Source organism: Methylobacterium sp. 37f (genome assembly GCF_023093475.1).
In the GTDB taxonomy this organism is placed as follows: Bacteria; Pseudomonadota; Alphaproteobacteria; order Rhizobiales; family Beijerinckiaceae; genus Methylobacterium.
On the sequence record NZ_JAGHKN010000037.1, the window covers coordinates 17,810 to 40,212 of the forward strand.

At 61.4% G+C, this 22,403-nt stretch carries 18 protein-coding genes; 6 read left to right on the forward strand and 12 right to left on the reverse strand.

The features are described 5' to 3' along the window. On the forward strand, positions 1 to 870 hold the full coding sequence (locus J7U37_RS20010) for a type II secretion system protein GspK (protein ID WP_056480942.1): 870 nt from the start codon (positions 1 to 3) through the stop codon (positions 868 to 870). 22 nt (positions 871 to 892) lie between these two features. Here J7U37_RS20010 and J7U37_RS20015 read toward each other — a convergent pair whose 3' ends face one another. From J7U37_RS20015 to gspD, 5 genes are all read right to left on the reverse strand, one after another. Further along, the gene (locus J7U37_RS20015) at positions 893 to 1,801 is read right to left on the reverse strand and encodes a class I SAM-dependent methyltransferase (RefSeq protein ID WP_247636849.1); all 909 of its coding nucleotides are present in this window, start codon (positions 1,799 to 1,801) and stop codon (positions 893 to 895) included. Between the two features lie 779 nt (positions 1,802 to 2,580). Continuing rightward, on the reverse strand, positions 2,581 to 3,030 hold the full coding sequence (gspG, locus tag J7U37_RS20020; protein ID WP_247636850.1) for a type II secretion system major pseudopilin GspG: 450 nt from the start codon (positions 3,028 to 3,030) through the stop codon (positions 2,581 to 2,583). Between the two features lie 12 nt (positions 3,031 to 3,042). After that, a complete protein-coding gene (locus tag J7U37_RS20025) occupies positions 3,043 to 4,263 on the reverse strand; it encodes a type II secretion system F family protein (RefSeq protein ID WP_247636851.1) in 1,221 nt (406 codons plus the stop codon). Beyond that, entirely contained in the window at positions 4,264 to 4,872 is a 609-nt protein-coding gene (locus tag J7U37_RS20030) for an A24 family peptidase (protein ID WP_247636852.1), read from the reverse strand. A gap of 10 nt (positions 4,873 to 4,882) precedes the next feature. After that, the gene (gspD, locus tag J7U37_RS20035; RefSeq protein ID WP_247636853.1) at positions 4,883 to 7,129 is read right to left on the reverse strand and encodes a type II secretion system secretin GspD; all 2,247 of its coding nucleotides are present in this window, start codon (positions 7,127 to 7,129) and stop codon (positions 4,883 to 4,885) included. 356 nt (positions 7,130 to 7,485) lie between these two features. On the opposite strand from gspD, the gene J7U37_RS20040 reads away from it, so the two are divergent. Then, the gene (locus J7U37_RS20040) at positions 7,486 to 8,442 is read left to right on the forward strand and encodes a ferritin-like domain-containing protein (protein ID WP_247636854.1); all 957 of its coding nucleotides are present in this window, start codon (positions 7,486 to 7,488) and stop codon (positions 8,440 to 8,442) included. 697 nt (positions 8,443 to 9,139) lie between these two features. Here J7U37_RS20040 and J7U37_RS20045 read toward each other — a convergent pair. The 4 genes from J7U37_RS20045 to J7U37_RS20060 form a co-directional block, all read right to left on the reverse strand. After that, a protein-coding gene (locus tag J7U37_RS20045; RefSeq protein ID WP_247636855.1) for an IS630 family transposase occupies positions 9,140 to 10,236 on the reverse strand; the annotation gives its coding sequence in 2 pieces (ribosomal slippage) (positions 9,140 to 9,705 and positions 9,705 to 10,236; 1,098 coding nt in all). A gap of 626 nt (positions 10,237 to 10,862) precedes the next feature. Further along, entirely contained in the window at positions 10,863 to 11,429 is a 567-nt protein-coding gene (gspM, locus tag J7U37_RS20050; protein WP_056480961.1) for a type II secretion system protein GspM, read from the reverse strand. Continuing rightward, a complete protein-coding gene (locus J7U37_RS20055) occupies positions 11,426 to 12,493 on the reverse strand; it encodes a PilN domain-containing protein (protein ID WP_056480963.1) in 1,068 nt (355 codons plus the stop codon). Before J7U37_RS20055 ends, gspM begins: the two co-directional genes overlap by 4 nt. Continuing rightward, the gene (locus J7U37_RS20060) at positions 12,490 to 14,172 is read right to left on the reverse strand and encodes a GspE/PulE family protein (RefSeq protein ID WP_244476833.1); all 1,683 of its coding nucleotides are present in this window, start codon (positions 14,170 to 14,172) and stop codon (positions 12,490 to 12,492) included. The genes J7U37_RS20055 and J7U37_RS20060 overlap by 4 nt, the downstream gene beginning before the upstream one ends. Before the next feature lie 361 nt (positions 14,173 to 14,533). On the opposite strand from J7U37_RS20060, the gene J7U37_RS20065 reads away from it, so the two are divergent. The 4 genes from J7U37_RS20065 to J7U37_RS20080 are packed head-to-tail and all read left to right on the forward strand — an operon-like array spanning position 14,534 to position 20,185. Then, positions 14,534 to 15,256, forward strand: coding sequence for a hypothetical protein (locus tag J7U37_RS20065; protein WP_247636856.1), 723 nt, complete (start codon positions 14,534 to 14,536; stop codon positions 15,254 to 15,256). Continuing rightward, positions 15,253 to 17,139 (forward strand): glycosyltransferase, encoded by a 1,887-nt coding sequence (locus tag J7U37_RS20070; protein WP_247636857.1) that lies wholly within the window; start codon positions 15,253 to 15,255, stop codon positions 17,137 to 17,139. The genes J7U37_RS20065 and J7U37_RS20070 overlap by 4 nt, the downstream gene beginning before the upstream one ends. Beyond that, entirely contained in the window at positions 17,136 to 19,313 is a 2,178-nt protein-coding gene (locus J7U37_RS20075; RefSeq protein WP_247636858.1) for a glycosyltransferase, read from the forward strand. The genes J7U37_RS20070 and J7U37_RS20075 overlap by 4 nt, the downstream gene beginning before the upstream one ends. Before the next feature lie 26 nt (positions 19,314 to 19,339). After that, positions 19,340 to 20,185: a hypothetical protein gene (locus J7U37_RS20080; protein WP_247636859.1), complete on the forward strand. Its 846-nt coding sequence runs from the start codon at positions 19,340 to 19,342 to the stop codon at positions 20,183 to 20,185. A 403-nt stretch (positions 20,186 to 20,588) separates the two neighbouring features. On the opposite strand, the gene J7U37_RS20085 is transcribed toward J7U37_RS20080, so the two are convergent. The 3 genes from J7U37_RS20085 to nthA are packed head-to-tail and all read right to left on the reverse strand — an operon-like array spanning position 20,589 to position 22,269. Next, a complete protein-coding gene (locus J7U37_RS20085) occupies positions 20,589 to 20,936 on the reverse strand; it encodes a nitrile hydratase accessory protein (RefSeq protein WP_247636860.1) in 348 nt (115 codons plus the stop codon). Then, on the reverse strand, positions 20,933 to 21,610 hold the full coding sequence (nthB, locus tag J7U37_RS20090; protein WP_247636861.1) for a nitrile hydratase subunit beta: 678 nt from the start codon (positions 21,608 to 21,610) through the stop codon (positions 20,933 to 20,935). Before nthB ends, J7U37_RS20085 begins: the two co-directional genes overlap by 4 nt. Beyond that, positions 21,607 to 22,269 carry a nitrile hydratase subunit alpha gene (gene nthA, locus J7U37_RS20095; RefSeq protein ID WP_056184444.1) on the reverse strand — a complete coding sequence of 221 codons (663 nt, stop codon included), beginning with the start codon at positions 22,267 to 22,269 and terminating at the stop codon, positions 21,607 to 21,609. The genes nthB and nthA overlap by 4 nt, the downstream gene beginning before the upstream one ends. Between the last annotated feature and the right edge of the window lie 134 nt (positions 22,270 to 22,403).

The window sequence follows — 22,403 nt, forward strand, 5'->3', positions numbered from 1 at the left end:
ATGCGTAGTGGCCGGCAGGCCGGCTTTATCCTGGTGGCAGTGCTCGGCATCATGGCCCTACTCCTGAGCCTCGCCGGCGGGACGGCGCTGATGGTCCGCTCCGCGATCAACGGCGTCCGCGGCAGCACCGACGACCTGAAACTGGAAGCGATGGTCCGCTCTGGCATCGATCTCGCAGCCCACGAATTGTTCGCATTGAAGCTCTCCACGGCGCGGATCCGCGACCAGCGCATCGTTCTCGACGGCGGCACGATCACCCTGTACGCGGTCGATGAATCCGGCCGGATCGACTTGAACTGGTCCGATCCCGTTCTGCTGGCAGGCGCCTATCGCACCGCTGGGTTGACCGGGCTGAAGCCGGAGGCCTTCGCTGCCCGCGTGGTTCAATGGCGCGACCGCTACGAGGACAAGCAGCCTGAAAACATTGATCCGGCCAAGATCAATCTCGCCGCCAAGCCCGTTGGCCGCGGCAAGGACGGCTTCCGAACCGTGTCAGAACTCCGCTGGGTGGCCGACGTTTCGGATGACGACGTGGCAGCTCTCGCGCCCCTGCTCACCGTCGACAACGCACAGGGCCGTGTGAACGTGCTGGAAGCCTCGGAAACGGTTCTGATGGCACTCCCTGAGATGACTTCAAGCCTCGTCGCGCAAGTCGTGGCCCTTCGTTCCGCGCCGCGTACGACGATGGCCGATCAACTCAAGGTTATAATGCCAAAACAGCAACCGCTTATCACCACGGCGCGGGGCACAGCGTTCCGCGTTCGGGTCACGGTCGCCACAGCGTCAGGGGCTAACCGCAGCGTTGCTGTGATCTTAGCCCGTGCTCCTGCCCGCGACGCGCCGTACTACGTCACTGCTTGGGAGCGCTGATCGGTCTTAGCGGGTGTTGCGATCATATCCGATTGCTCGGCTTCACCACAAAATAGAGGTCGTCCGAGGCGACAAGCCGGGTTTCGATCGCGATCCGCTCTATCATCATCGTGAGGTCGAGGATCGCCATGTCGCTCTCACTGCGGAAGTTTCCGGCGCGGTCGGCCAGCAGATTTCGCAGTAGGGTGCCGCCCATTGGCAGCACCTCGACCACGTCGAAAGCCGCAAACAGCATCGAGCGAAGGTCGGCGCTGCGGGGTGCTTCGCTCGGATCGTAGCTGGCCACCGCCGGGATCGTTGGCAGCGTCAAGCGCACGTCGATCCGATCGTCTTGCTCTGCCTTCAGGTTCCGCCGCAGGTGCTCAGGCAGGTAGGCAAAAATTTCGTCGGCGAGCCGGCGGGCATCCCGGTCCATCTGAAGGCGCGGCGGTCCAAAATAATCGAGTCCGAGGATCAGGCCGTCCAGCGAAACGATCCGGTTGAGAAAAGGCAGGAACCGTTCGAGGTCGGCACAATGGTGGAGCGAGTGGCAGAAGAACACCACGTCGAAGCTGCGATCGATCGGGGGCGGGTGGTTGAAATCGAAGGCCAGGAACTCAGATTCGATCGGAAACGGTTCGATCTTACGCCGGGCGTCCGCGAGCAGGGCCGCGTCGTACTCGTAAAGCGTGATCTTCGAAAGCGGCCAGTTTCCCTGGCGCAAGATTGCCTCTTCGATCCCGCCCGGACCGCAGCCGAAGGAAGCGAGGCTGAGATCGCGACCGAGGCGCTCGCGTAGGGGTGCGAGGTGGCGGTCGAGAGTCCAGTCGAGCCACAATCCACGCTCGGCGGTGGAGCGGCCGGTCATAAGCCGAGCGACGTAGTCGTGGATCTTCGGCAGGCCCTTCCAGTCGAGCACTTGGCGCCGTGCCTCCCAGTCGGGGTCGAGCACCTGCCGCCACGTGGTCTCGTCCGGTGCGACCGCCTCGCTCGAGAGCGTTTCGTCCGCAGCAGATGCTGGTTCCGTTGGGGCTGGCGCAGACCGAGTAGAGGCTGCCTCCGGCTTAGGAGGAATCGGATCTGGAAACTGGCGCGCATCTTTCTTGAAGCGTTTTAGGAAAGTTGCGAGAGCCATCACACGGATTGCTTTCCGCCTGCGCCGCGTCGCAAGACTGGAGGTTTTGAAGTGAGCCAGTTTCGGCCGGGTCGCGATGGCTTTGGCTCTGTCTCAGTCGCGATCATGTTACCGCCCCGCGGCATCGCCCGATGCCGTTTGCCCCAGCCGGATCGTCTCAACCGTAATGGCCGTTCCGCGGCGGGTCAAAACCTCAATGTCCTGGCGCATTGGCATCCAGCGAATATGTCTCGCGAGGTCTGCCGGATCACAGGCGCTGACTGCTAGCTGGCAAACGTCCTCCGCGTCTCGCTCGGGCTCAGGCAAGGGAAGCTCCAGAGCCCCTAGACGAATGGTGTAGTGGTAGCCGTTCAGGGTACCGGTGCGTCCGCCCCTGTTGATATCCGTTACGTGCAGCGGTTCAGCGAGAAGCGAGCGGGCGACGCGTTCGGCGGCGAGTCTGTCCTCCACCGCCAATAGTCCAGCGCGCGACTGTACTACACCCCGCTGCACCACGAGGCTCAGGACCGCCACGATGGCGAAGGCCGCGAGCGCCTCGACTAGCGTGAAGCCCGCCGATGCCCCGCGATCGCGAGGATGCCTTCGAACCCTGGACATCATTCCTTGCCAATTACGCCGTTGCCGCCCTTCACGCCGTCGGCGCCGAGCGAGAGAATGGCGTATGGGGCGGTCTTGCCCGGCGTCCGATACTCGTAGGGACGTCCCCAGGGGTCCGCCGGCACGTTGCCCTGCTTGAGGTAGGGGCCGCTCCAGTTATCGGCTGCCGCTGGGCGTTGAACCAGAGATTGCAGGCCCTCGCTCGTTGACGGATAGCGACCGTTGTCGAGGTAGAACAAGTCAAGCGCCGACGCGAAGGACTCAATCTGTAGCTTGGCCGCCTTGTCGCGCGAGCTCGATAGGTAGCCAAGAACGCGTGGACCTGCGAGGCCCATGACGAGGCCAAGGATCACCAACACGACGAGCAACTCGACCAGGGTGAATCCTCCCTGCGCATCGCGCTGGGGACGTCCGGATCGGTCAAAGCGGGAACGCACGGAAACCATCATCGGTGTGAAACCTCAGACCAGAAGGTCGTTGATGCTCATAAGCGCGGTCATCACCGAGATGATGAGCCACGCGATCAGGAGGCTTACCACAACCATGACCGTCGGCCCCACGACTGCGATGACGCGACCCAAGGCTGAGTCGAGCTTGGCCTCGTAAAACACTGCAACGCGGCTCGCACTGTCGGCAAGATCGCCGGATTCCTCACCGACGCGCAGCATCTGGACCACGTGGCGGGGAAAAAGCTTTCCGCGCGACAGGGTCTCGGAAAGGCGCTGGCCCTGGCGTACGTCGGCTACGACCCGGTCGATCTCGAGGCCCGCACTGGGAAGGCGCACGACGCCGCGAATTAAGCGGAGCGCCGTGGAGATGTCGACGCGGTTGCGCACCAGGATCGCTAGCGTTCGGCAGAAGGTAACGGTGAGTTCGTTGGCTAGAACCGCGCGACTGAATGGTAGGCGCGCGAGCAGGGCGAGCCAAAGGCCGCGCTCGCTGCCGATCCGGTTGAGCACCACGGCGCTTCCGAGAAGGCCGGCCATTGATAACACCACGACGTCGAAGTTGCGGTTAAGAAATCCCGACATCTCGAACACTACAAGGGCAGAAGGGTCAATCTTGTCGCGGAAGCCCTGCAGCGCGACCTCGAATTTTGGAATCAAGTAGATCAGGATGAAGAACAGCACCCCCACCGCCGCGACCACGAGGAAGCAAGGGTAGGAGATCGCAGAGATGAAGCGCTTACGCAGGCGCTCACCGCGCTGGCGCTCGGCGGCAAGGCCGCTCAACGCCTCCTCCAGCCGCCCGGAGGTCTCAGCGACCTCGACCATTTTCACATAGATGGGTGGAAACAGCTTCGGGTGCGTGGAGATCGCCTCAGACAGGCTCTTGCCGTGGCTGAGCGCCGCGTGAAGGTCGCGCAGCACCCGCACGAGCCAGCTACGGCTCTCCATCTGAGAGAGGATTTGCAGCGCCTCGGTGAGCGCGACGCCGCCCTTGAGCAACATCGCCAGATCTAAAGTCAGACTGGTAATGTCCTCGGGCCGCGGGTCCGGCGTCAGCCAGTCCCGCAGCGAGCGCCCTGTCGACCGCGTCCCTTTTGTTTCCGCCTTCACCGAGATCGGGGTGCACCCGACACGGTCGAGATGGGCGAAGACCTCGCCGCTCGCTCCGGCCTCCATCGTCCCCTCAAGGATTTTGCCCGAAGCATCCAGGGCCATGTAGGCGAAGGTCGACATCTACGGATGCCCCAGTGCGCTGGGCAGGATCTGCCCCACGAGCCACGTCGCCCAGAGCGCGGGGGCGAGGACAGCGCCAAAAGCGATCCGGTCGGTCACCGGAACTGCACGCGCCAGGACGGGCAGCATCCGGCCCGCGCCGACGATCGCGAGGCCGGTCAGACTCGCGCTAAGGATCGCTAAGGAGAGCCCAACGGTCCCGAGCAGGACGCCACCGGCGGCCGCGAGCTTTACGTCGCCAAGGCCGATGCCGTCATGCCCGCGGAGGCGGTAATAGGTCTCCCGTAGTGCAAGCAGAACACCGCCGCAAATCGCGGCGTCAACGGCTGCGAAACCGATGGTCGTGACCGGGTGGGTGCCCAGAAAGGCGCCGTCGCCGATCCTACCTGCAAGGCCGATCAATCCGAGAGCAAGGGTCGCAGCGTCAGGAATCGTAAAATCCGCCAGATCCTGCCAGACAATCCGCAAGCCGATGATGGCCAAAGCGATGGCGACGATGCCGGTAGCCATCGGACCCGGACCAGCCCACGCTGCTAATGCCGCGCTGGAGACTGCAACGGCAATCACGAGCCCGGCGAAATCGTTCGTCTCGATGCGTCTGACCAACATGCGCGGTCGATCAAGGCTTGTAGACCGGGCGGCGAGCGGGCAGTGCGGCACCGCGTCGGGCGCCTGCATCGAGCAGTTTACCCCGGTAATCCTCAGCCACCCGCTGCGCGTCCCGTCCCGAGCGGACAACAACGGGACGGATGAATACCACCAGTTCGGTCCGCTGTGCGCCATTGTCTACGGAGCTGAACAAGTCCCCCACGCTGGGAAGCCGATCGAGGAACGGGATCCCGTCGCGGGACACCTGCCGCTTCTCACTGATCAAGCCGGCGAGCAGAACCGTCTGTCCGTTGGCCACCGAGATCGTGCTCGCGACGCGCCGCTTCGAGATCGTCGGGGTCAGGGTGTTCGAGGCGCTGACCACCGCCGAGATCTCCTGCTCGATCTGCATGGTCACGGCATCGTTCTGGCCGATACGCGGGACCACGTTGAGGATGATACCGGTGTCGCGGAACTCTACTTGGCTGACAAGCGGCGCGCCGGGTACGGTGATGCCCTGTGCCTGCGTGGTGGTGATCGGCACAGAATCGCCGACCTGGAGTGAGGCGGGCTGGTTCTCCAGCACCACGAGGGAGGGCGAGGACAGGATCTTCACGTCGGTGAAGCCATCAAGCGCCGAGAGCACCACGTCAGGGCCGGAATAGCCACCGACGAGGAAGTTGAAGCCCCCACCGGCGCTTGCCGTCAGCGCGTTGGTGGCGCCGCCTGCCGTTGCTGCTGCTGCGCTCAGCAGACCGATCGATCCCCTGCCCTTGCCCAGCCCAATATTCTTTGAGTCGAGGAAGTATTGCACCCCGTACTTGAGCTGATCGGTGAGCGTTACCTCGGCGATGGTCACGTTGACCGCCACCTGCGCTGGGGTTGCGTCGAGTTGGCGTAATGCTGCGTTGATCTTCCTGTAGGTCTCGCCGTCGGCATAGGTGATAACCGAGTTGTTCGACGGGTCCGCGCTGATTGAAACGCGCCGCGCCCCGTTGCCCCGTCGGGTTAGATCGAGGCTGTCGCTACCACCACCGGTCGCAAATGAACCGCCGCCGTCGGCCATGCCATTGTTCGGCACGGTATCGCCAAAGGCCGACGCGAACCGCGCTCGGAGGAGGTCGGCGCCGGTGTTCTGCTGGCCACCGCCTTGATTGCCGGAAGCGCCCTGTCCAAGCCCGCCATAACCGGAGCTGGAATTGCCTCCGTACAGACCGCCGCTCTGGGTACCCCCGGAAAAATTGCGGCCCTGTCCTTGTCCACCGCTGTTAAAACCGCCGAGCCCAGCGCCCTGCGTCGGGGTGTTGGTGTTGGAGTTGCCCGTTCCGAATAGGCCGTTGATGACGCGAGCCAGCTCCTTCGCGTCTCGATAGCGAGCCTTGTAGATGAACACCGTTTCCTCGGCTGCCTCGACAGTACTGTCGAGCTTGCGCACAAAGGTTTCCGCGCGCCGGATTAAGGACGGGTTCTTTGACATCGCCATCACGGCGCGCAGCCGAGCGATCGGCTTGAACTGGATCAGGCCCGAACTCGCCCCGTTTTCGCCGGTGTCGAACAACTGCGTGAGGTCGGCGACGATTGCCTCCGGCCGGGCGCGGCGCAGCTCGAACAGGCTCACCGATTGCCCCCGCATCCAATCTGCATCGAAGGCTAGGATCGCGCTTACAGCCTCCTGGCGACGTGGCCCGGGACCTTTCACGATGATCGTGTTGCGGCCGGTATCGAAGCGAAGGCCATCGGCCTCTGTGACAAAACCCGACACCAGCTTCGACATCACCGCGGCTGAGACGTAACGGAGCGGAACTACCGAGACTCCATAGCCCGGCGCTTGCGCGTTTCCAAAACTGACGTTGCCGATGCTGGTGGCGGCTGATGTTATGCGGTAGCCGCCGGTGTTGCGGGTCATGGTGTAGCCCTGGCCCGACAGAACCGTCTCTAGCGCCGAGAGTAATTCGGCGCGGGTCATTGGCCGGGGCGAAGAGATCGTAATCTGACCGGCGACGTCGGAAGCCATCGTGTAGTTAAGGCCGAGCGTATCGTTCAAAATGGCATGTACCACGTCCTTCACTTCAGCCCGCTCAAAATTGAGACGGTAGCTGCCAGCTTCGCCGGGCTGTGTCCCAATCTCCACGGCTTCGGAGCCGAGGCTCGCTGTTGCCTCAACATCCTCGGGACTAAAATTATACGTCCGCCCCTCGCCACGATCCGGTGCGACGACCGCATCCCGTGACGGCTTGCCCGCGACCATCCGGCGGAGCGGACGCGCCGATAGGTCCATCTGGGTTTCTGGGCCCGTCAAGCTTGCGCGTGGGGGAGTGGCATCACGGGCGAAGGCTACGGCGCCGAGAAGTCCCACGCAACAGACCGAGGCGAGGCAGAGTCGCATCAAGAGCATGAGAAGATTTTCCAATCCAGGCGTTACGTTAACGTACCCTTCATTCCTGCCCGTGCCCACGGGGACAATCACTATAAATAGGCTTTCTCAACTCGCTGTGCCTGATTAGACACATGCTTTGCAAATTCTTTTCAATTAAAGATGTTTTAGCATCTCCGTCATTGTCGTGAATCCATCTGCAGCTAAGTTGACCTCGACGCTAGAGTAGCAGCGTGCGACTTGCCGGGAGAAAACACACCATGACTGAGAAACTGATCAGCACTGAGAGTGAGATGTCTGGCCTTGAGCCCGGCACTTGCGTCGTCAACCTCGAAAAAGGCCGCCGTGCGTTCCTCCAAACGCTCGGCCTTGGCATTGCCGGTGCCGCCATCCTCGGCAACTCCACAACCCCGTCCCAGGCCCAGGGGCTGCCGACGGATATCACCGATGCAGACATCCTGAATTTCGCGCTGAACCTCGAGTATCTCGAGGCTGAGTTTTATCTTAACGCCGTGAACGGCTCCGGTCTGAAGGCTGCGGATCTGCAGGGCGTCGGCGCCATTGGTGCTGTCAATGGCGGTGGCCGTGCCGTGCCGTTCACCGATCCGAACGTCCGCAAGTACGCTTTTGAGATCGCCGCCGACGAGGAGGCTCACGTCCGCTTTCTGCGCGCAGCGCTGGGCAGCGCCGCCGTCAGCCGGCCGCGTCTTGATATCGACTTCGCCTTCACCGCCGCCGCCCGCGCAGCCGGCCTCATCGGCCCAAATGACCGCTTTGACGCCTACGCCAACGACACGAACTTTTTGCTCGCCTCGTTCATCTTCGAGGATGTCGGCGTCACCGCCTATAACGGCGCCGCCGGTGCGATCCAGAATAAGACTTTCCTCGGCGCCGCCGCGAGCATCCTCGCGGTTGAGGCCTATCACGCTGGCATCATCCGCGCAGTGCTTTACTCCAAGGGCCTGATCAATCAGGCTGATGCCATTTCCAATGCCCGCGACTCACTCGATGGTAGTGCGGATCTTGATCAGGGCATCAGTGGAACTCAGTCGGCGACCCCAGGCTTCCAGTTCTCAGATGCCAACTTAGTCCCGACCAACGCTCAGGGCCTCGTGTTCGCCCGTACCCCCGGCCAGGTACTGAACATCGTCTACCTCAACACCACCCAGAGCCCGGGCGGCTTCTTCCCGGGCGGTCTCAACGGCACCCTGCGCTAGTCTCGACGCAGTGATCGTCGTCGGAGAGCGAGACATCGCTCTCCGACGACACGAATTACAGTCGATTTATAAATTCAATCACAAGGAGGACTGGCGAAACGCCTATCCAAATGCCTCTGCAGCCCCGCCTATGCGTGTGTTGCGTCTTAGATCGGCCTGCCGCGCGGACCTCTGCAAAAAAGCGTGATCGACCGTTCGCGTCGCTGGACTGATTTGAGATTCCGCGCTGAAACTAACCCGTGTCTCGCAGCGTAGTCGCCTTCAGAAAACTTTTGTTGCAGGCAGGCGATGTCACAGGTTCACTACGTCGTGCGGCGCAGCCGATCGGGCAGGTTCAACTTTACACTTATGAGTGAAGGGGGGCGGCTCACGGGGTCAGTCATCGTAGTGACGACGGGCAAAACCGGTTCCGAAATTGAAGGCGATGCACACGACCAGATCCTACATCTCGCCAAGATGTTTGCGGAAGCAGCAGCCTCAAACAAGCTCGACGGGATTGATTCATTGTCGAAGAATAGTGGGCAGGCCACAAGTCGCCCCGTCAGCGCGATCGCACTGGACGATTGTAGCATTGCGCATTCAGATAAATGCTGATCGAACATCCACTTAAATACGTCGTTGCAGGACCGGCGGACCAGTGCTTTGCCTATTGCTGAATTTTTCTGCGGCTTTTGGTTGTAATACCAACCCTCACTGATCAGAACCCCTGGGCCCATCGGCGCAGTCCGATGGACATGATGCGCCAGGGCTGGGCGATGAGCTTTTTCCAGGCGTCGCAGCAGTGATGGAGGATGTCGTCGTAGGATTGGAAGATCCGGTTTCCGAGCCAGTTGTCGCGAAGGAACTGCCAGAGGTTCTCGACCGGATTGAGTTCGGGTGAGCGCGCCGGCAGGGGCAACAGAGTGATGTTGCTGGGAACCGGCAGCTTCCTGGTGGTGTGCCAGCGGGCTTGATCGAGCAGGAGGACGGCGTGGGCGCCAGGAGCCACGGTCGCCGAAATCTCTTCGAGATGATGGGCCATCGCTGACGTGGTGCAGCGGGGCATGACCAAGCCTGCACCGACGCCCCGGGCCGGGCAGATCGCCCCGAAGATGTAGGCCGAGGCCGTGCGTTGGTCCTTGGGGGCCGAGGGTCGCGTTCCGCGCTTGGCCCAGCGCCGGGTCAGGGTGTTCTTCTGGCCGACACGAGCCTCGTCGCAGAACCAGACTTCTACCGGCTTGCCGCCGACAGCCTGCGCGATGTCCGCCAGACGGTCGGGGAAGTCTTTTTGAAAACAGCCGCGGCGTCCGGATCCTGGGCGTGATGGCGCGGGCGGGCTGAGAGCTTGCGGTAGCCCATGGCCCGCAAGACTCGGCTCAAGGTCTGCTCGGAGACCGACACGCCGTGATCCTCGCATAGGATCTGGGCCAGATCGCACAAGCGCCACCGCACCAAACCGTGTGCGGCCGGCGTCGGTCCCTGGTCGACCAGCGCCTTGAGGACCTCGCGCTGGTCGGCGTTCAGGCGCGGACGGGCTCCGGGGGCTTTGCCGTCGATCAGTCCGTCCGGTCCATCGGCGTTGAAGGCCACGACCCAGTCGCGCACCGTTTGCAGCCCGACCCCGCCGATCTCGGCCGCCTCCGAACGCGAGCCACCCGCGGCGATCACCGACAGCGCCAACAGGCGGCGGGTCTGCGCCGGGTCTCGCGAACCCTTAGCCAGACCGCGCAAGGCCTCGGCATCGAAGTCCGATCGCAGCGGCACCGGAGCAGCCATCGCATCCTCCTCAGGCTTCAAATCCGAAGAAAAAATCACGACCGAGATGCCGACGCTACCCCGCGTGAGTCCTGCTCAGCGAGGTTTGGTATAAGTACCCCACAACGTGCATGGCGACAGCGTTTGGGCTCATCGCGCTGTTGGAATGCCGATGGGTGGGGGAACGCCGCCGCGTAGACCTTGCGGGCTTGATGGGCCGACGGTGAACAACCGGTAGGTGACCTCGCGTGTCCCTTCTCGAAGCGTCGCACGATCGGGGCCGATAGCATGGACGCGCCACGTTCCCACGACGTCGCCGATCTTAAGGCTGAGCGAGGATCCGCCTGCCGGACGGCGTAGGATCGCGACGGCCTTATCTACCCCTGCGACGACTCCAACGAGGCGCAGATCCGGCGGTGGAGTGTCCACCTCGGTGGACGCTGGTGGAGCGACGAAAGCCTGAGGCGGCGGCGGCGGCGGGCGCCGCGATGGTGCGAAGAGTGGTCGTCCGCGGAAGGCATCCAAAGCAGCCGGATCGAGCGTACTTAAAGGATTGAGGTTTTGCGCTGGGCCCAATGGAGGGCGCATGTCCGCAACCTGTGCTGAGGCGGTCGCGATCTTTGACACGAGCAGGGCAAGTACCAAACCGGCAGCAGCAGACCATCCGGCATGACGATGCGGGCGGATCATTGCGTGTTCTCACGGCAGTAGCCGCGGATCGCGAGAGCGACGCGCAAGGTCGGATTTGCTTCGTCGCTCCCTGGGAGTCGCCCAGACACTGGGCGGATGTTCGCGGCCTCGACTGTCAGTAGCGGCAGTCCGGTCTCCACCGCTCTAAGCAGATCGAACAACCCATCGTTACCGATGTCGAGGCTGAGGCGGAGCTGAATGCTGCGCTGTACCGTTAGGTCGGGCGTGTCGTCGCTGCGAACCTCGATAAGGCGGCCACCGGCGCGTTCGACGAGACTAGCGAGGCGCTGCTGTAATTCGGCGCGTGCGAGGCTCCCGGTCCTTGCTGTCAGATAAAGGGCCGAGAAGTCGCCCTCGGTCGGGACTGAACGAACGGCTTCCGCCCGGATGCGCGACTCGACTTGTGCAAGATAGCCGGCCGAGGCAGTCGCCTCGTCACCAGCCTCCGACCAGCGCGCAAGGTTGGTCAGCATTACGAGGAGCAGCAGCAGCGGTGTCCCAACAAACAATGCGACGGCCAGCGGTCCGAACCAGCGGGCCTCCCGAGCTTCTGCAAGCGTCATTGCCCCACGTCCATCACGTCGCCACGGGTCGCCACCAAATCGAAGGCGTCGCGCTTCTCGGCATCGCGGATCACCGGCGCGGCGAAACGCGGGTTTTTAAGGCCTGCCTCAGCTTCGAGGCGGGCGATCAGCGCTGGCGCATCAATGGAGCGGCCGACGAGGCGGATCCGGGCTGGGCCGATATCAAGTTCGCGCAGCACCGTGCCGTCCGGCAACGCACGGCTCAGCTTGTCGATGAGCACGATTGTCGCGTTTTCAGTGCGCTTGCCCTCGATTAGGATCCGTTCGCGCGACGTGCCGACGCCGCCGCGTAGCGTGAGCTTCGTGCGCAGTGCGGTCAGCCGCTGCCGGACTTCCTCCGCGTTAGATGCGGCCGAAGCCGCGACGACCGCCGAAAGCAGGCAGGCGACCGTCAGCCCGCTGAGCAGGATCGCTAAGCCGCGGCCGATACGGCCTCGGAGCCGGTCGTCAGCTGGTTGCGTACGCCCCTTGTAGAGGTCGAAACGCAGTGGCGCGTCGAGCGGTTCGGCCGCACTGCCTAGAGCCGTCGCTGTAAGCCCTGCATTGGCGAGGCGTGCCAGGAACGGCGCTACGAGATCGACGGAAGTTGCGAGAAGATCGACGCCGATTGTACCGTCTTCGGAAACGCCGTCAACGACACTGTAAGCGTAGAGGACTTGATCTGCTCGCCATGGCGTCAGGCGTTCTAGGCGATGTGTGATGATCGGCTGGAGATAGCTCCGCCCGGCATCGGGGAGGCGCAGCGCGCGCGTCAGGAACACCTCCGGTGGCAGTCGCAACTCCACCGCGCCCTTGTGGAAAGTTTCCGGCGCGCGCACGTTGCTGTCTAAGTGCTGCGGCGGGCCTAGGCGATCCTTCTGCGAGGTGTGGAGCACGAGCCCGTTCGGCGCAATCGTTACGACGTGGCTCAGGCCTGTAGAGAAGCGGCCCAGAAGCGGCCGGATGGTCGCGACTAGGGCGTCGAGTAAAGCTGCGCCGATCGCTTGCACAATGTTCGCGGCGCGATGGAGCGGGGCCGGCATCGTTCCCTTGGAAAACGTCATCCCGAAATCCGCATGACCTCGTCGAGTGAGGTGAGCCCGAGGCTGGCCTTCTCGATCCCATCGTCGAGCATCGTGGTCATCCCGATCGCGCGCGCCGCCTGAAGCAGGATGCGGGGATCGGGCTGGCCGCGGATTAGGTCGCGCAGATCGTCGCCGACGGCCAGCGCTTCGAACACTCCGATGCGCCCGCGATAGCCGCTGTCGTTGCAGTAAGCGCACCCGGTCGCAGTGTGAAAGTTGCGGCCCGTCGCCTCGGGGCCGCCGCGCCGGGCGCGTAAGTCGCGCGCGACGGTGGAGCCCTTCGGATCGGGAACCCGGCAGCGCTCACATAGGCGACGCACCAGCCGCTGGCCGATCACCCCTCGCAGGCTCGAAGCAATGAGGTACGGCTCAACGCCCATGTCGACGAGGCGTACCACTGCGTCAACTGCGCTATTGGTGTGCAGCGTTGTCAGCACGAGGTGGCCGGTGAGCGCGGCCTGGATACCGATCGCCGCAGTCTCGCGGTCGCGCATCTCGCCGACCATTATCACGTCAGGGTCGTGGCGCAGGAACGAGCGCAACGCCGCGGCGAAGGTCAAGCCGATCGCCGGCTTGATCTGGGTCTGGTGGATGCCGGGGAGCTGGTACTCTACAGGGTCCTCAACTGTGACGATCTTGCGCGCCGGATCGTTCAGCAGCGAGATTGCGGTGGCGAGCGTCGTGGTCTTGCCGCTGCCGGTGGGGCCGGTGACGATGATGATGCCGTGAGGCTCAGCGAGCAGCTTGACTACCACGTCGAGGTCGCGATCGGACAGGCCGACGCGCTTGAAGTCGAGTAGCCGCGTGTCCTTCAGCAGAATGCGCAGCACCGCCGTCTCGCCGTAGAGCGTTGGCATGATCGCGACGCGCAGATCCGCCTCGGTGTTGCCGACTTTTATGTTAGTGCGCCCATCCTGCGGCAGGCGGCGTTCGGCTATATCGAGGCCGGCAAGGATTTTCATTCGCGAGATCACCGCGGCTGCCATGTGGCGTGGCATCGTCTGCTGCGCCCGCAAGTGACCATCAACCCGAAAACGTACCTTCAGCTCCTCGCGGCCAGTTTCAATGTGGATGTCGGTGGCGCCTGCTTGAATCGCACGTTCCAGGAGCCCATCAATAACGCGCACAATCGGTGCGCCGCGGGCGAGATCCTGCAGCGTTTCGATGTCGTCGGAGAGGGCATAGTCGGACTGAGTCTCAGTTTCAGCCACTTCGCGCGGCGCATCTATGGGGCGACTACGCTCGAAGAGGTCCTCAATTTCCTCGAACGACAGCACCTCGAGTGGCACTGGTCCACCGAGCGCAAGCGCAACAGCGCGAATCGGTTCGAGATGTCCGGGGTCTGCGGTCACCAGCAGAATTTGCCCTTCTCGTATAACCGGATAGAGAAAGGCTTCGCGCAGGAAGTCGCGGGAAAATTTGTTTAAAGCGTGGGGAAGAAGTGCGATTGTGTCACGGTCAGCCCGCGGTATTCCGTTGAAGGTGGCGACTGCATCAGCAAGATCAATCGCCGACACGGTACCGCCCCGCCAGATCGCCTCGGCTGTTCCACCATTCACTCGCATCAGCGTCGGCACCGTCGTCAGACCGCGACGCCGCCGAAGGAACTCCGCGAGCGTCTCGCCTTGGATGGCAACCACGTTGGCGTTCGTCTGCATACGTCGCCTTTCACTCCCACAGCCGACTCAGACCTGCATCATTCTAGGAGATTCGCTCACGCAAGAAACGAATAAAATTGAAGGTTACCAGCAATACTATATACTGTGCCAGATTAGCGACACTGAAGATAATATGGTCTGTGCGATTTTGGCAGTCATCGTAGACCAGGTGACTTCGCGGCTGAAAAAACGATTTCGATAAGGGTTGCACGCGAAGGAGGCCTGCCATACCAAACCCCCGCTCGGCGGCGCGCAATCGAACGCGCTATGTCCCATGGGAAAAAGTCTGAATGCGACGAGAGGGTCGGGATTTGCCGATCAACACCGGTTGCTTCGATGGGATTGTTCGGAGAGACAACGGATGACGGCGTCAGTCAAGCCTAAAAGATCCTCCAATACTTGCGAAGGACGTCTCTTCGACTTTGGTTCCGATTGGGTCTTATGTAGCTTCCGTCTTCCAACCTCGATGCCGATACCGCTCGCGGTGGTTGCGCCTTCCAATATCTCGCTCGAGACCTGGGCATTCACCGGCATGACGTCGAGGGCAAATCGGCCGATTTGTTTGATGTTGTTGCGGGTGGAGGACGCTGAAGCGAGAGCATCGTTGGCTCGTGAGATGCGGCTCGTCGTTGCCACGCATTTTCACCTAATCACCGTTGCGACTACACCGACCGAGCCAGCGGACGGCATAGACTTGAACGATCAAAAAGTAATGGCCGAGGCCGTTCTGTCAGCTGTGACGCCTCGGAATGCTAGGGCGCTGGCCGATCCAATCGCTCTGTTAGCTCCAACTCTCCGTGCTGTGCCCCTGCCGAAAAGTGCACCCGAAATTATGCTAGGGCCTGAGCCAACCGAAGCCTGCACTGTGTCGGGCACGGATGTACCTAACTACATTCTCTTTGATGCCGACGCCGGCCTGCGCCTTACACGCGTTGCGACTGCGCGGCTAATTTTCTCACCGATCCCGCGAATGGATCTCGATCTCGAACCACTCTGGGGGGCAAAAATTGAGCTGCCGCAGCGCACGTTCCTTGTTGGGCACGGGCGTTTCACAACGGCGCGCCTTCGTACGGGCACAGCATGAGCATCGAACATACCCTTGGTTCTCCGACATCGACAGTCCTCGTCGTTGCGCCAATGCCCGCCGCGCCGGCCAGTGCAGGTAATCGTAAACGTCTGTCGCTGATTTGTTCCGCACTGCAACGAGCGGGCTTTGCTGTTGATTTTGCCTATTTCGCTCATGAAGATCAGGTTTATCGTCGTTTCGGTCAGCACCCACCGACCGATCTCGCAAAGATGTCGACGACTTTTCAACGCACCTTCCTGATTGAGACTCAAGATATAATTCCGTTAAAAACCCGCTCACCTGCGTTTGGGATCGACGAATGGGGTTCAACGGCGCTTGATAGGTTCGTGTCTTGGTACGCGGAGGAATACTCCGATACCGTAGCAATCCTCGTCAACTACGTATTCTTGTCGCGCTGCCTTGATCACGCGCCAAACATGCTCAAGATCATCGATACGCACGACCGTTTTGCTGACCGACAGTTGCAGTACCGTCCATTCCGCGCCGAACCAAACTTCTACTACACCGACAGCGCCAGCGAGGCAGCGGCGCTCGATAGAGCCGATGTTGTGCTGGCGATCCAGTCGGAGGAGGCAGCTCATTTCGCTGCACTAACCGACCGCCAGGTGTTGCTGCTGCCGCCAATGTTTCCTGTCCGCTCACAGTTCTCGGCGCCGTACGGGATCCGAAAAATCGGTTTTGTCGGACACGGAAATGACCCTAACTTATTTTCAATCGGCAAGTTCGCTCACGAATGGGCAGCTGGCTGGACGCCGGACAGACCTGAACTGAGGATTGCGGGCGAGATCTGCAACGCGCTAGGTAGCCTCAACCTGCCAGGGGTGAGTCTGCTCGGCTACGTCGACGATCTCGCGGCTTTCTATGCAGATACCGACCTGATCGTCGCCCCAATGCTAATGGGTAGCGGCCTGAAAATGAAGGTCGCCGAGGCGTTATCGTATGGCGTACCGGTGGTTGGAACTGAGATCGGGTTCGAAGGGTTTGACGCCGAAGCGCCCGCCCATAAATGCGCAGGAGTAGCTGCAGTTAAAGCGACGATCCTGAAGCTGCAATCGAACCCCGTGGCACTCAAGGCCTTAACGGAGGCTTGTGCCGAGCTTCTAGAGCGCTTTAACGCGATGTCGCAGCAAGCCGAAGCTGAGCTCGCTAGCGTGATCAAAGCCTCAATACGTGGGCGCTCCGCTTCCGTTGTGCCCGCGGCAGCGTTCGCGTCTTCGGCTGCGTCCGTCGAATCGGTAGGGCAGTCATGGCCAATCTGCGTGCGCTCGGCGAACTCCTTACTCTCAGACGATCCGGCTCATGGGCAGTTGCTGGCGACCGAGCGCTTCGGGGAGGACGCCGCGCTGGCGACCCAGTACTCGCCGGAGCGCCGACGCTGGTTTGCCGGATCTACGCCGCCGCTGGAGAAGCAATCGTCGATCGGTCCGGTCAGCGTGGCATTGTCACCTGAATGGGTTCGCGGGAAGCGTCTGACAAGAGAGATTCGTGAGAGTGCTGCCTATGCGTTTCGGGATATCTTAGCTGACTGGACCACTCAGTGCCGATGCGTCGGCGTAAGCTCCAAAGGTTTCGTCCTTGCAGTCCCGATGCCAAGCCACCTGCTCACCGGTACCCCCGCAATTGCTGCCTTCCTAATCGCGGCCGATGGCGCGCACGCGCACGAACTAGCAATCGACGGGATAGCTCCGCTCTCGTTGTCGCCTGGTTACGCCTTCAAAGCATCGCGCCTGGACCTTACTCCAGTGCCTGCAATTGTTAAGATATCCTGCATGGGACCAGCTTCTGTCGTCGCAAATGGCACGGTCTTGTTCCTTACCGATGACCTTATCGGCCGTATCACAATCGTGCCTCCGCCTATCCGTGAAAATATTCGGCCATGAACGCCATGCAAAAAAATGATATAAAGCAGCATAGTGCTATAAAAAATGGTGCCATCAAAGGTGACGTGTCATCGAGCGAGGTGACCATGAAGGGCGCGGTCCGCAGCGACGCCCTTCCGGTGGAGCCCTTCGACGCTGTTGATGCTAGTATTGGACGCCGAGTAGTAATCGCCGAGGCGCAGTTAATTTATGACGCCATATTTCTCAACGAAATGCGGATCGAATTTCTGATAGAGGACACGCCCCTAGTATCAATTGTCATTGTTTCTCTAAATGCGCGATATATTTTGGCTCTTACTCTATGGCGCTTGGCGGCTCAGCAGCGTCTCGCTGGCGTATCGTTCGAAGTCATCATTGTTGACAATGCGTCGGCTGCTGAGACGCATGCATTGCTCGACTACATCGATGGCTCGACGATCATCCGTCAATCGACCAACGTCGGGTTTGGACCGGCCTGCAACGAAGGCGCAGCACAAGCACGTGGCCGTTTTATACTTTTCCTCAACCCAGACGTTGATCTAATGCCAGGCGCGATGCGAGCGATGGCACAAACCTTCACTGACCAAGACCATGTCGGAATTGTTGGCGCACGTCTCGTGTTTCCTGGCGGCATCCTCCAAGAGGCTGGCGCGAACTTCCAAGCGGATGCACAGGTCACTCACCCTTATCTAAGAGGTGTACCCGACCCATTCACCCCGGAGGCGAGTTTCACCCGTGAGGTAGGCTACGTCTCTGGCGCCGTGCTAATGATCGAGGGAGCATTGTTCAAGGCGCTCGGTGGCTTCGACAATGCATACGCACCAGCCTATTTCGAGGATACAGATCTGTGCGTACGCTGTCATCAGGCCGGGCGCCGAGTTATCTACCAAGCTCGTGCCACTGCGATACATTTTGAAAATGCCACAAGCGTCAAGCGCGCCGATGTGGAGGTTCTACTCGATCGTAATCGAGCGCTGTTCCTCGACCGACATCGCAACTGGCTGTTCGAACAGGGACCGCGGCCCATCGGCTTTGCTATCCGCGATCATGAACCGTGGGGATTACGTGTTCTGTTTGTCGACGATACCGTACCACATCTCGACATGGGCGCAGGCTATCCGCGCGCCAATCACATCGTCAATACCATGGCACAACTCGGCTACCGAGTTACGCTATACCCTGTCTATCGAGCGGACGCCGAGCAGGCCCAGCGTTACCGCGATATTGATCAAAGAGTTGAGATCTTAGCTTCAGAGGAGCGTGAAGGGATCGCCAAGATAATTGGCGAGCGGTCCGATTATTTTGACGTTCTGTGGGTCAGTCGGCCCCATAATATTGGACTTGTCATTCAGATTTTTCGTGATTCCGGACTGAGCTTGCGTGATTTTGTCAAATCTCGTATCATTTTCGACTCTGAGGCTCTTTTTGCCTCTCGTGCCTTTGTTACCGACATGGTATTGGGAGGTTCCGGCATTGCTGCTGATCTTGCCCGGCACGCAATCTCAGAAATACAACATTATGCAGTTGCAGATCAGGTCGTCTGCGTCTCAGATGCCGAAGCGCGACTGCTTGCTAGCTACTCCCACGTCAACGCGACGGTCCTCGGTCACGCTATGGCATTGCCTGAGGTTGCGGCACCGCCTTTCTCCGAGCGAAGCGGCTTTCTGTTTATAGGTGCGCTCTCGCAGGACGGCCAGCCGAACGTAGATTCGCTGGACTGGTTCTTCGATGCTGTATGGCCCCGCCTGCGACTGTTAATGCCCGATGCGACACTCCATATCGTTGGTACTATTGGTCCGGCTATCCGCGCCCGCTACACACGGCCTGGCGTTTCGGTGATGGGCCGTGTGACTGAGGCTGAACCATTCTTCGATGCTGCTCGTGTTTGCATAGCCCCGACACGCTTTGCCGCCGGCATCCCGCACAAAGTTCACGAAGCAGTGCGGCATGGAATACCTTGTTTTGTTACACCAATCCTTGCGGAGCAGATCGGCTGGGAGGAAGGCGTTGGATACGTGAGCTGCGACTGGCTTGAGCCGGACGCTTTCGCGGAAGGGCTTGTCCGCCTTCATGAGACTGCCAGCCTCTGGAATAGTGTCCAGGCCGCTGGGTTGATGCGCATTAGTTCTGAATGCGCGCCGGAGGCCTATCGGGAACGCCTTCGCCGGATTTGTGAAGCTTCGACCTTCTCATGAGAAGCCTGCGCAGGGTCGATGCCAAAATGACCGATACTTCCGCTTCTCGCTTCAGCCGTTGGCTCACCGGCAAGCTGCGCCGTATTTTATTCGGTCGAGTTCCAAAACTATTTGACACTACCTATTACACGCGTAATTCTTCGTATTGGACAGTTTCGGCTCTTGACCCTTACCTGCACTACGTCCTGATCGGCGGTCGCCGAGGGGACGATCCAAATAGCGATTTCGATACGACTTTTTATCGGACGCAGGTGAAGCCCGGCCATAACCCTTTAAAGCACTATATAAACGTCGGCGCAGCCGAGGGTTTCGACCCACATCCGCACTTCAGTACGTTTGGATATCTCCGGCGTTATCCAGATGTCGGCGAAAGCAAAGTCAATCCTTTATTGCATTTCCGTGAAAATGGTCGACCGGAAGGCCGCATCGCTGATCCCTCGACGCGTTTGCCGCGGTCGATCATTGCCTTAGTTGGTATTCCTTCATCCGATCACTGGGTACTTCCGAGGCACGGAAAAAACACGATAGATATCACCCTACTTCGGGAGGCTCCTGAAAAAGCTGCCATTGAGGTGATAGAGCAGTTACGGCTCTCCGTCGGCCTAGATTTTGATGTAGTAGATCGGGTTGTTGATGTGCTGACCCAGTTCCCAAGAGGCGTCCAGGACGTTATGCATCTTGCTTTACCGGCAAGCGGCGTACGCGGTGGCGGGGTAGCAAGCTTAATCCTGGCTCTCGAACACTGCTACGTTCAGGCCATCGCAGTAGATGGAACGCGTACTATCCAATACGCACAAGGTATAATTTGGGATATTAGGCCAACTCCGCCGCGCGTAATCACAATCTTGCCAGACGGCATTATCCGTATTTGATTAGCCTAAGGATGCTGCCGGTTTAGGAAGTAAATTATATTGAGACTGTAGCGCAGAAGCTCTGCGATCTGTCGGAGCTTCGTAGGCTAATGTCTGAGAAGATCACGCGATTGCGGTTGTGCCAACTCGAGATAGGCCGACGCTACTGGACGGTTCTACACTCTGCTTCTGCAAGGGTGTAAGGGTATCCTCGACCGTTTGGACGAGGGTAGCCCATGCGTCGCTGCACGCGGCGCGATGATTGGTGAGCGTAACTCGTCCGATTTGATCAAATGTGCAGTGTAAGGCTATTAATTCTTTATAATCTGATAAAGTATCACTCATAATTACAAAATCTGAAGTTTGTAGTCGCTAGTGCGGCGCTTCTACAATTGTGATGTTTGAAGGTGGGTGTCCGAGACGCTTATTCTTGCGCCGCGACGGCGCGGGGATCGTTCGCTAGACGGATCGGCTCGCCGTGTGGGGTTGCGGCGGCGGCCCGCGCGAAAGCGGCCCGGCGCTCCGAGAGGCGTTCGGGTTCGGCGATCCCGCGCGCCGCGAGCAGGCCCTCGAGTGTAGCGAGCCAGGCGGCATAATCCGCCCCCTGCCCGGTCCGCCGCGTCTCTGCCCCCAAGGCTTCGGCCCATTCTTTCCAGTCGAACAGCCCGCCATCGTGAAGCGCCACCACGAGGGCGAAGGCCTGAGCCTCCCAGGGCTCGGCGAAGACCGGGGCGACCGCGTCGTCCAGGGGTATCCGGTCGGCATCCTTCATGCGGTCAGCTCCGGAGCGACGGGTTCCAGGTAGCTCTCGAACGCGTTCACCGAGACAGCATGGCCGGCTTCGGCTTGTTCTCCCCACAGCTCGCGGCCGGAGAACCGGACGGTGTAGAGCCATTGCGGCGCCTCGCCAGCGAGCCGCGCGTTCGTGTCGGGAAAGACGAAGCTGCCATGCACCGTTTCGACGGTCCCGAGTCGGCCCCGCACGTAGCGTGGCAGGCGCGTATGTCCGACCGGATGGATGTTCCGGGCGCGGACGCGGTCGCCCACCGAGAAGCGCGCGGGGTCGGGAACCAGCCGGTCGCTCGGGAAGCCGCGCCCGAAGAGCGGCGCCACCTCGGGCCCCCGAAGCACGCGCTCGACCGGGGCGGCCGGCGTCGAGACCGCGCCGGTGGACAGTTCCTTCGCCGTGGCGAGGCCGTGGGCCTGGACCTGGCGCTCCAGGGCCTTGAGCCAGATCGCGTAATAGCTGGAGGTGAGATATTCGCCCGGCGGCAGCGCCTCGCGGGCGGACCGGCTCGCATCGAGGGTCCAGGCGCGGCAGAAGCCCATGGCCATCGCGAGGCCGAAGACCCGCTTCTCCCAGGGGGCATGGAAGCGCGGCTCGTCCGCTTCCGGCGCCACGGGACCGAACCCGTGCAGGCCGCCGAGATCCTGGCCCCCGTTCATGCGCCCACCTCCGGCAGACCGGTGCCGATCATCGCATCCCGGGTGACGAGGGCCGCGAGCGCCGCCTCGTCGAGGGCTTCCGTCCCGGCAGGGCGCATCGGCAGCACCATGTAGCGAAGCTCGGCGGTGGAATCCCAGACCCGGATGCGCTGGCCGGCGGGCAGGGTCAGGCCGAACTCGGCGAGCACCGCACGAGGCTCGATCACGGCCCGCGCGCGGTAGGGCGGCGACTTGTACCAGACCGGCGGCAGGCCGAGCACCGGCCAGGGATAGCAGGAGCACAGGGTGCAGACGACGAGGTTGTGCGTCTCGGGCGTGTTGGCAACCACCACCATGTGCTCGCCGCCGCGCCCGCCGACACCGAGTTCGCGCATCGCCGGGGTGGCATCCGCGAGCAGGCGCGCCCGGAAGTCGGGATCGACCCAGGCCCGCGCCACCACGCGGGCGCCGTTATGCGGGCCGACCTGGGTCTCGTAGGTCTCGATCAGCGCGTCGAGGGCGGCCGGGTCGACGTAGCCCTTTTCCACGAGGACGGATTCGAGAGCGCGCACCCGCAGTTCCATCGGCGAAAGCGCGCTTCCGTGATGGGCCGCATGCGGGTGGTCTCCCTGAGAGTGGTCCGAATGCGGGTGGGCATCGTGATCGTGGGTTTGCGCCATGCCAAATCTCCGGGTTGCACCTTACGGGCAGAATCCGCGACCGTCATGATCCGCGCCCGTCATGATCCACGCCCGTCATGCGCACTCCACGATCGGCGCCTCCCGGGTTCGCGCGCTGTCCCGCCCGTGGCGAG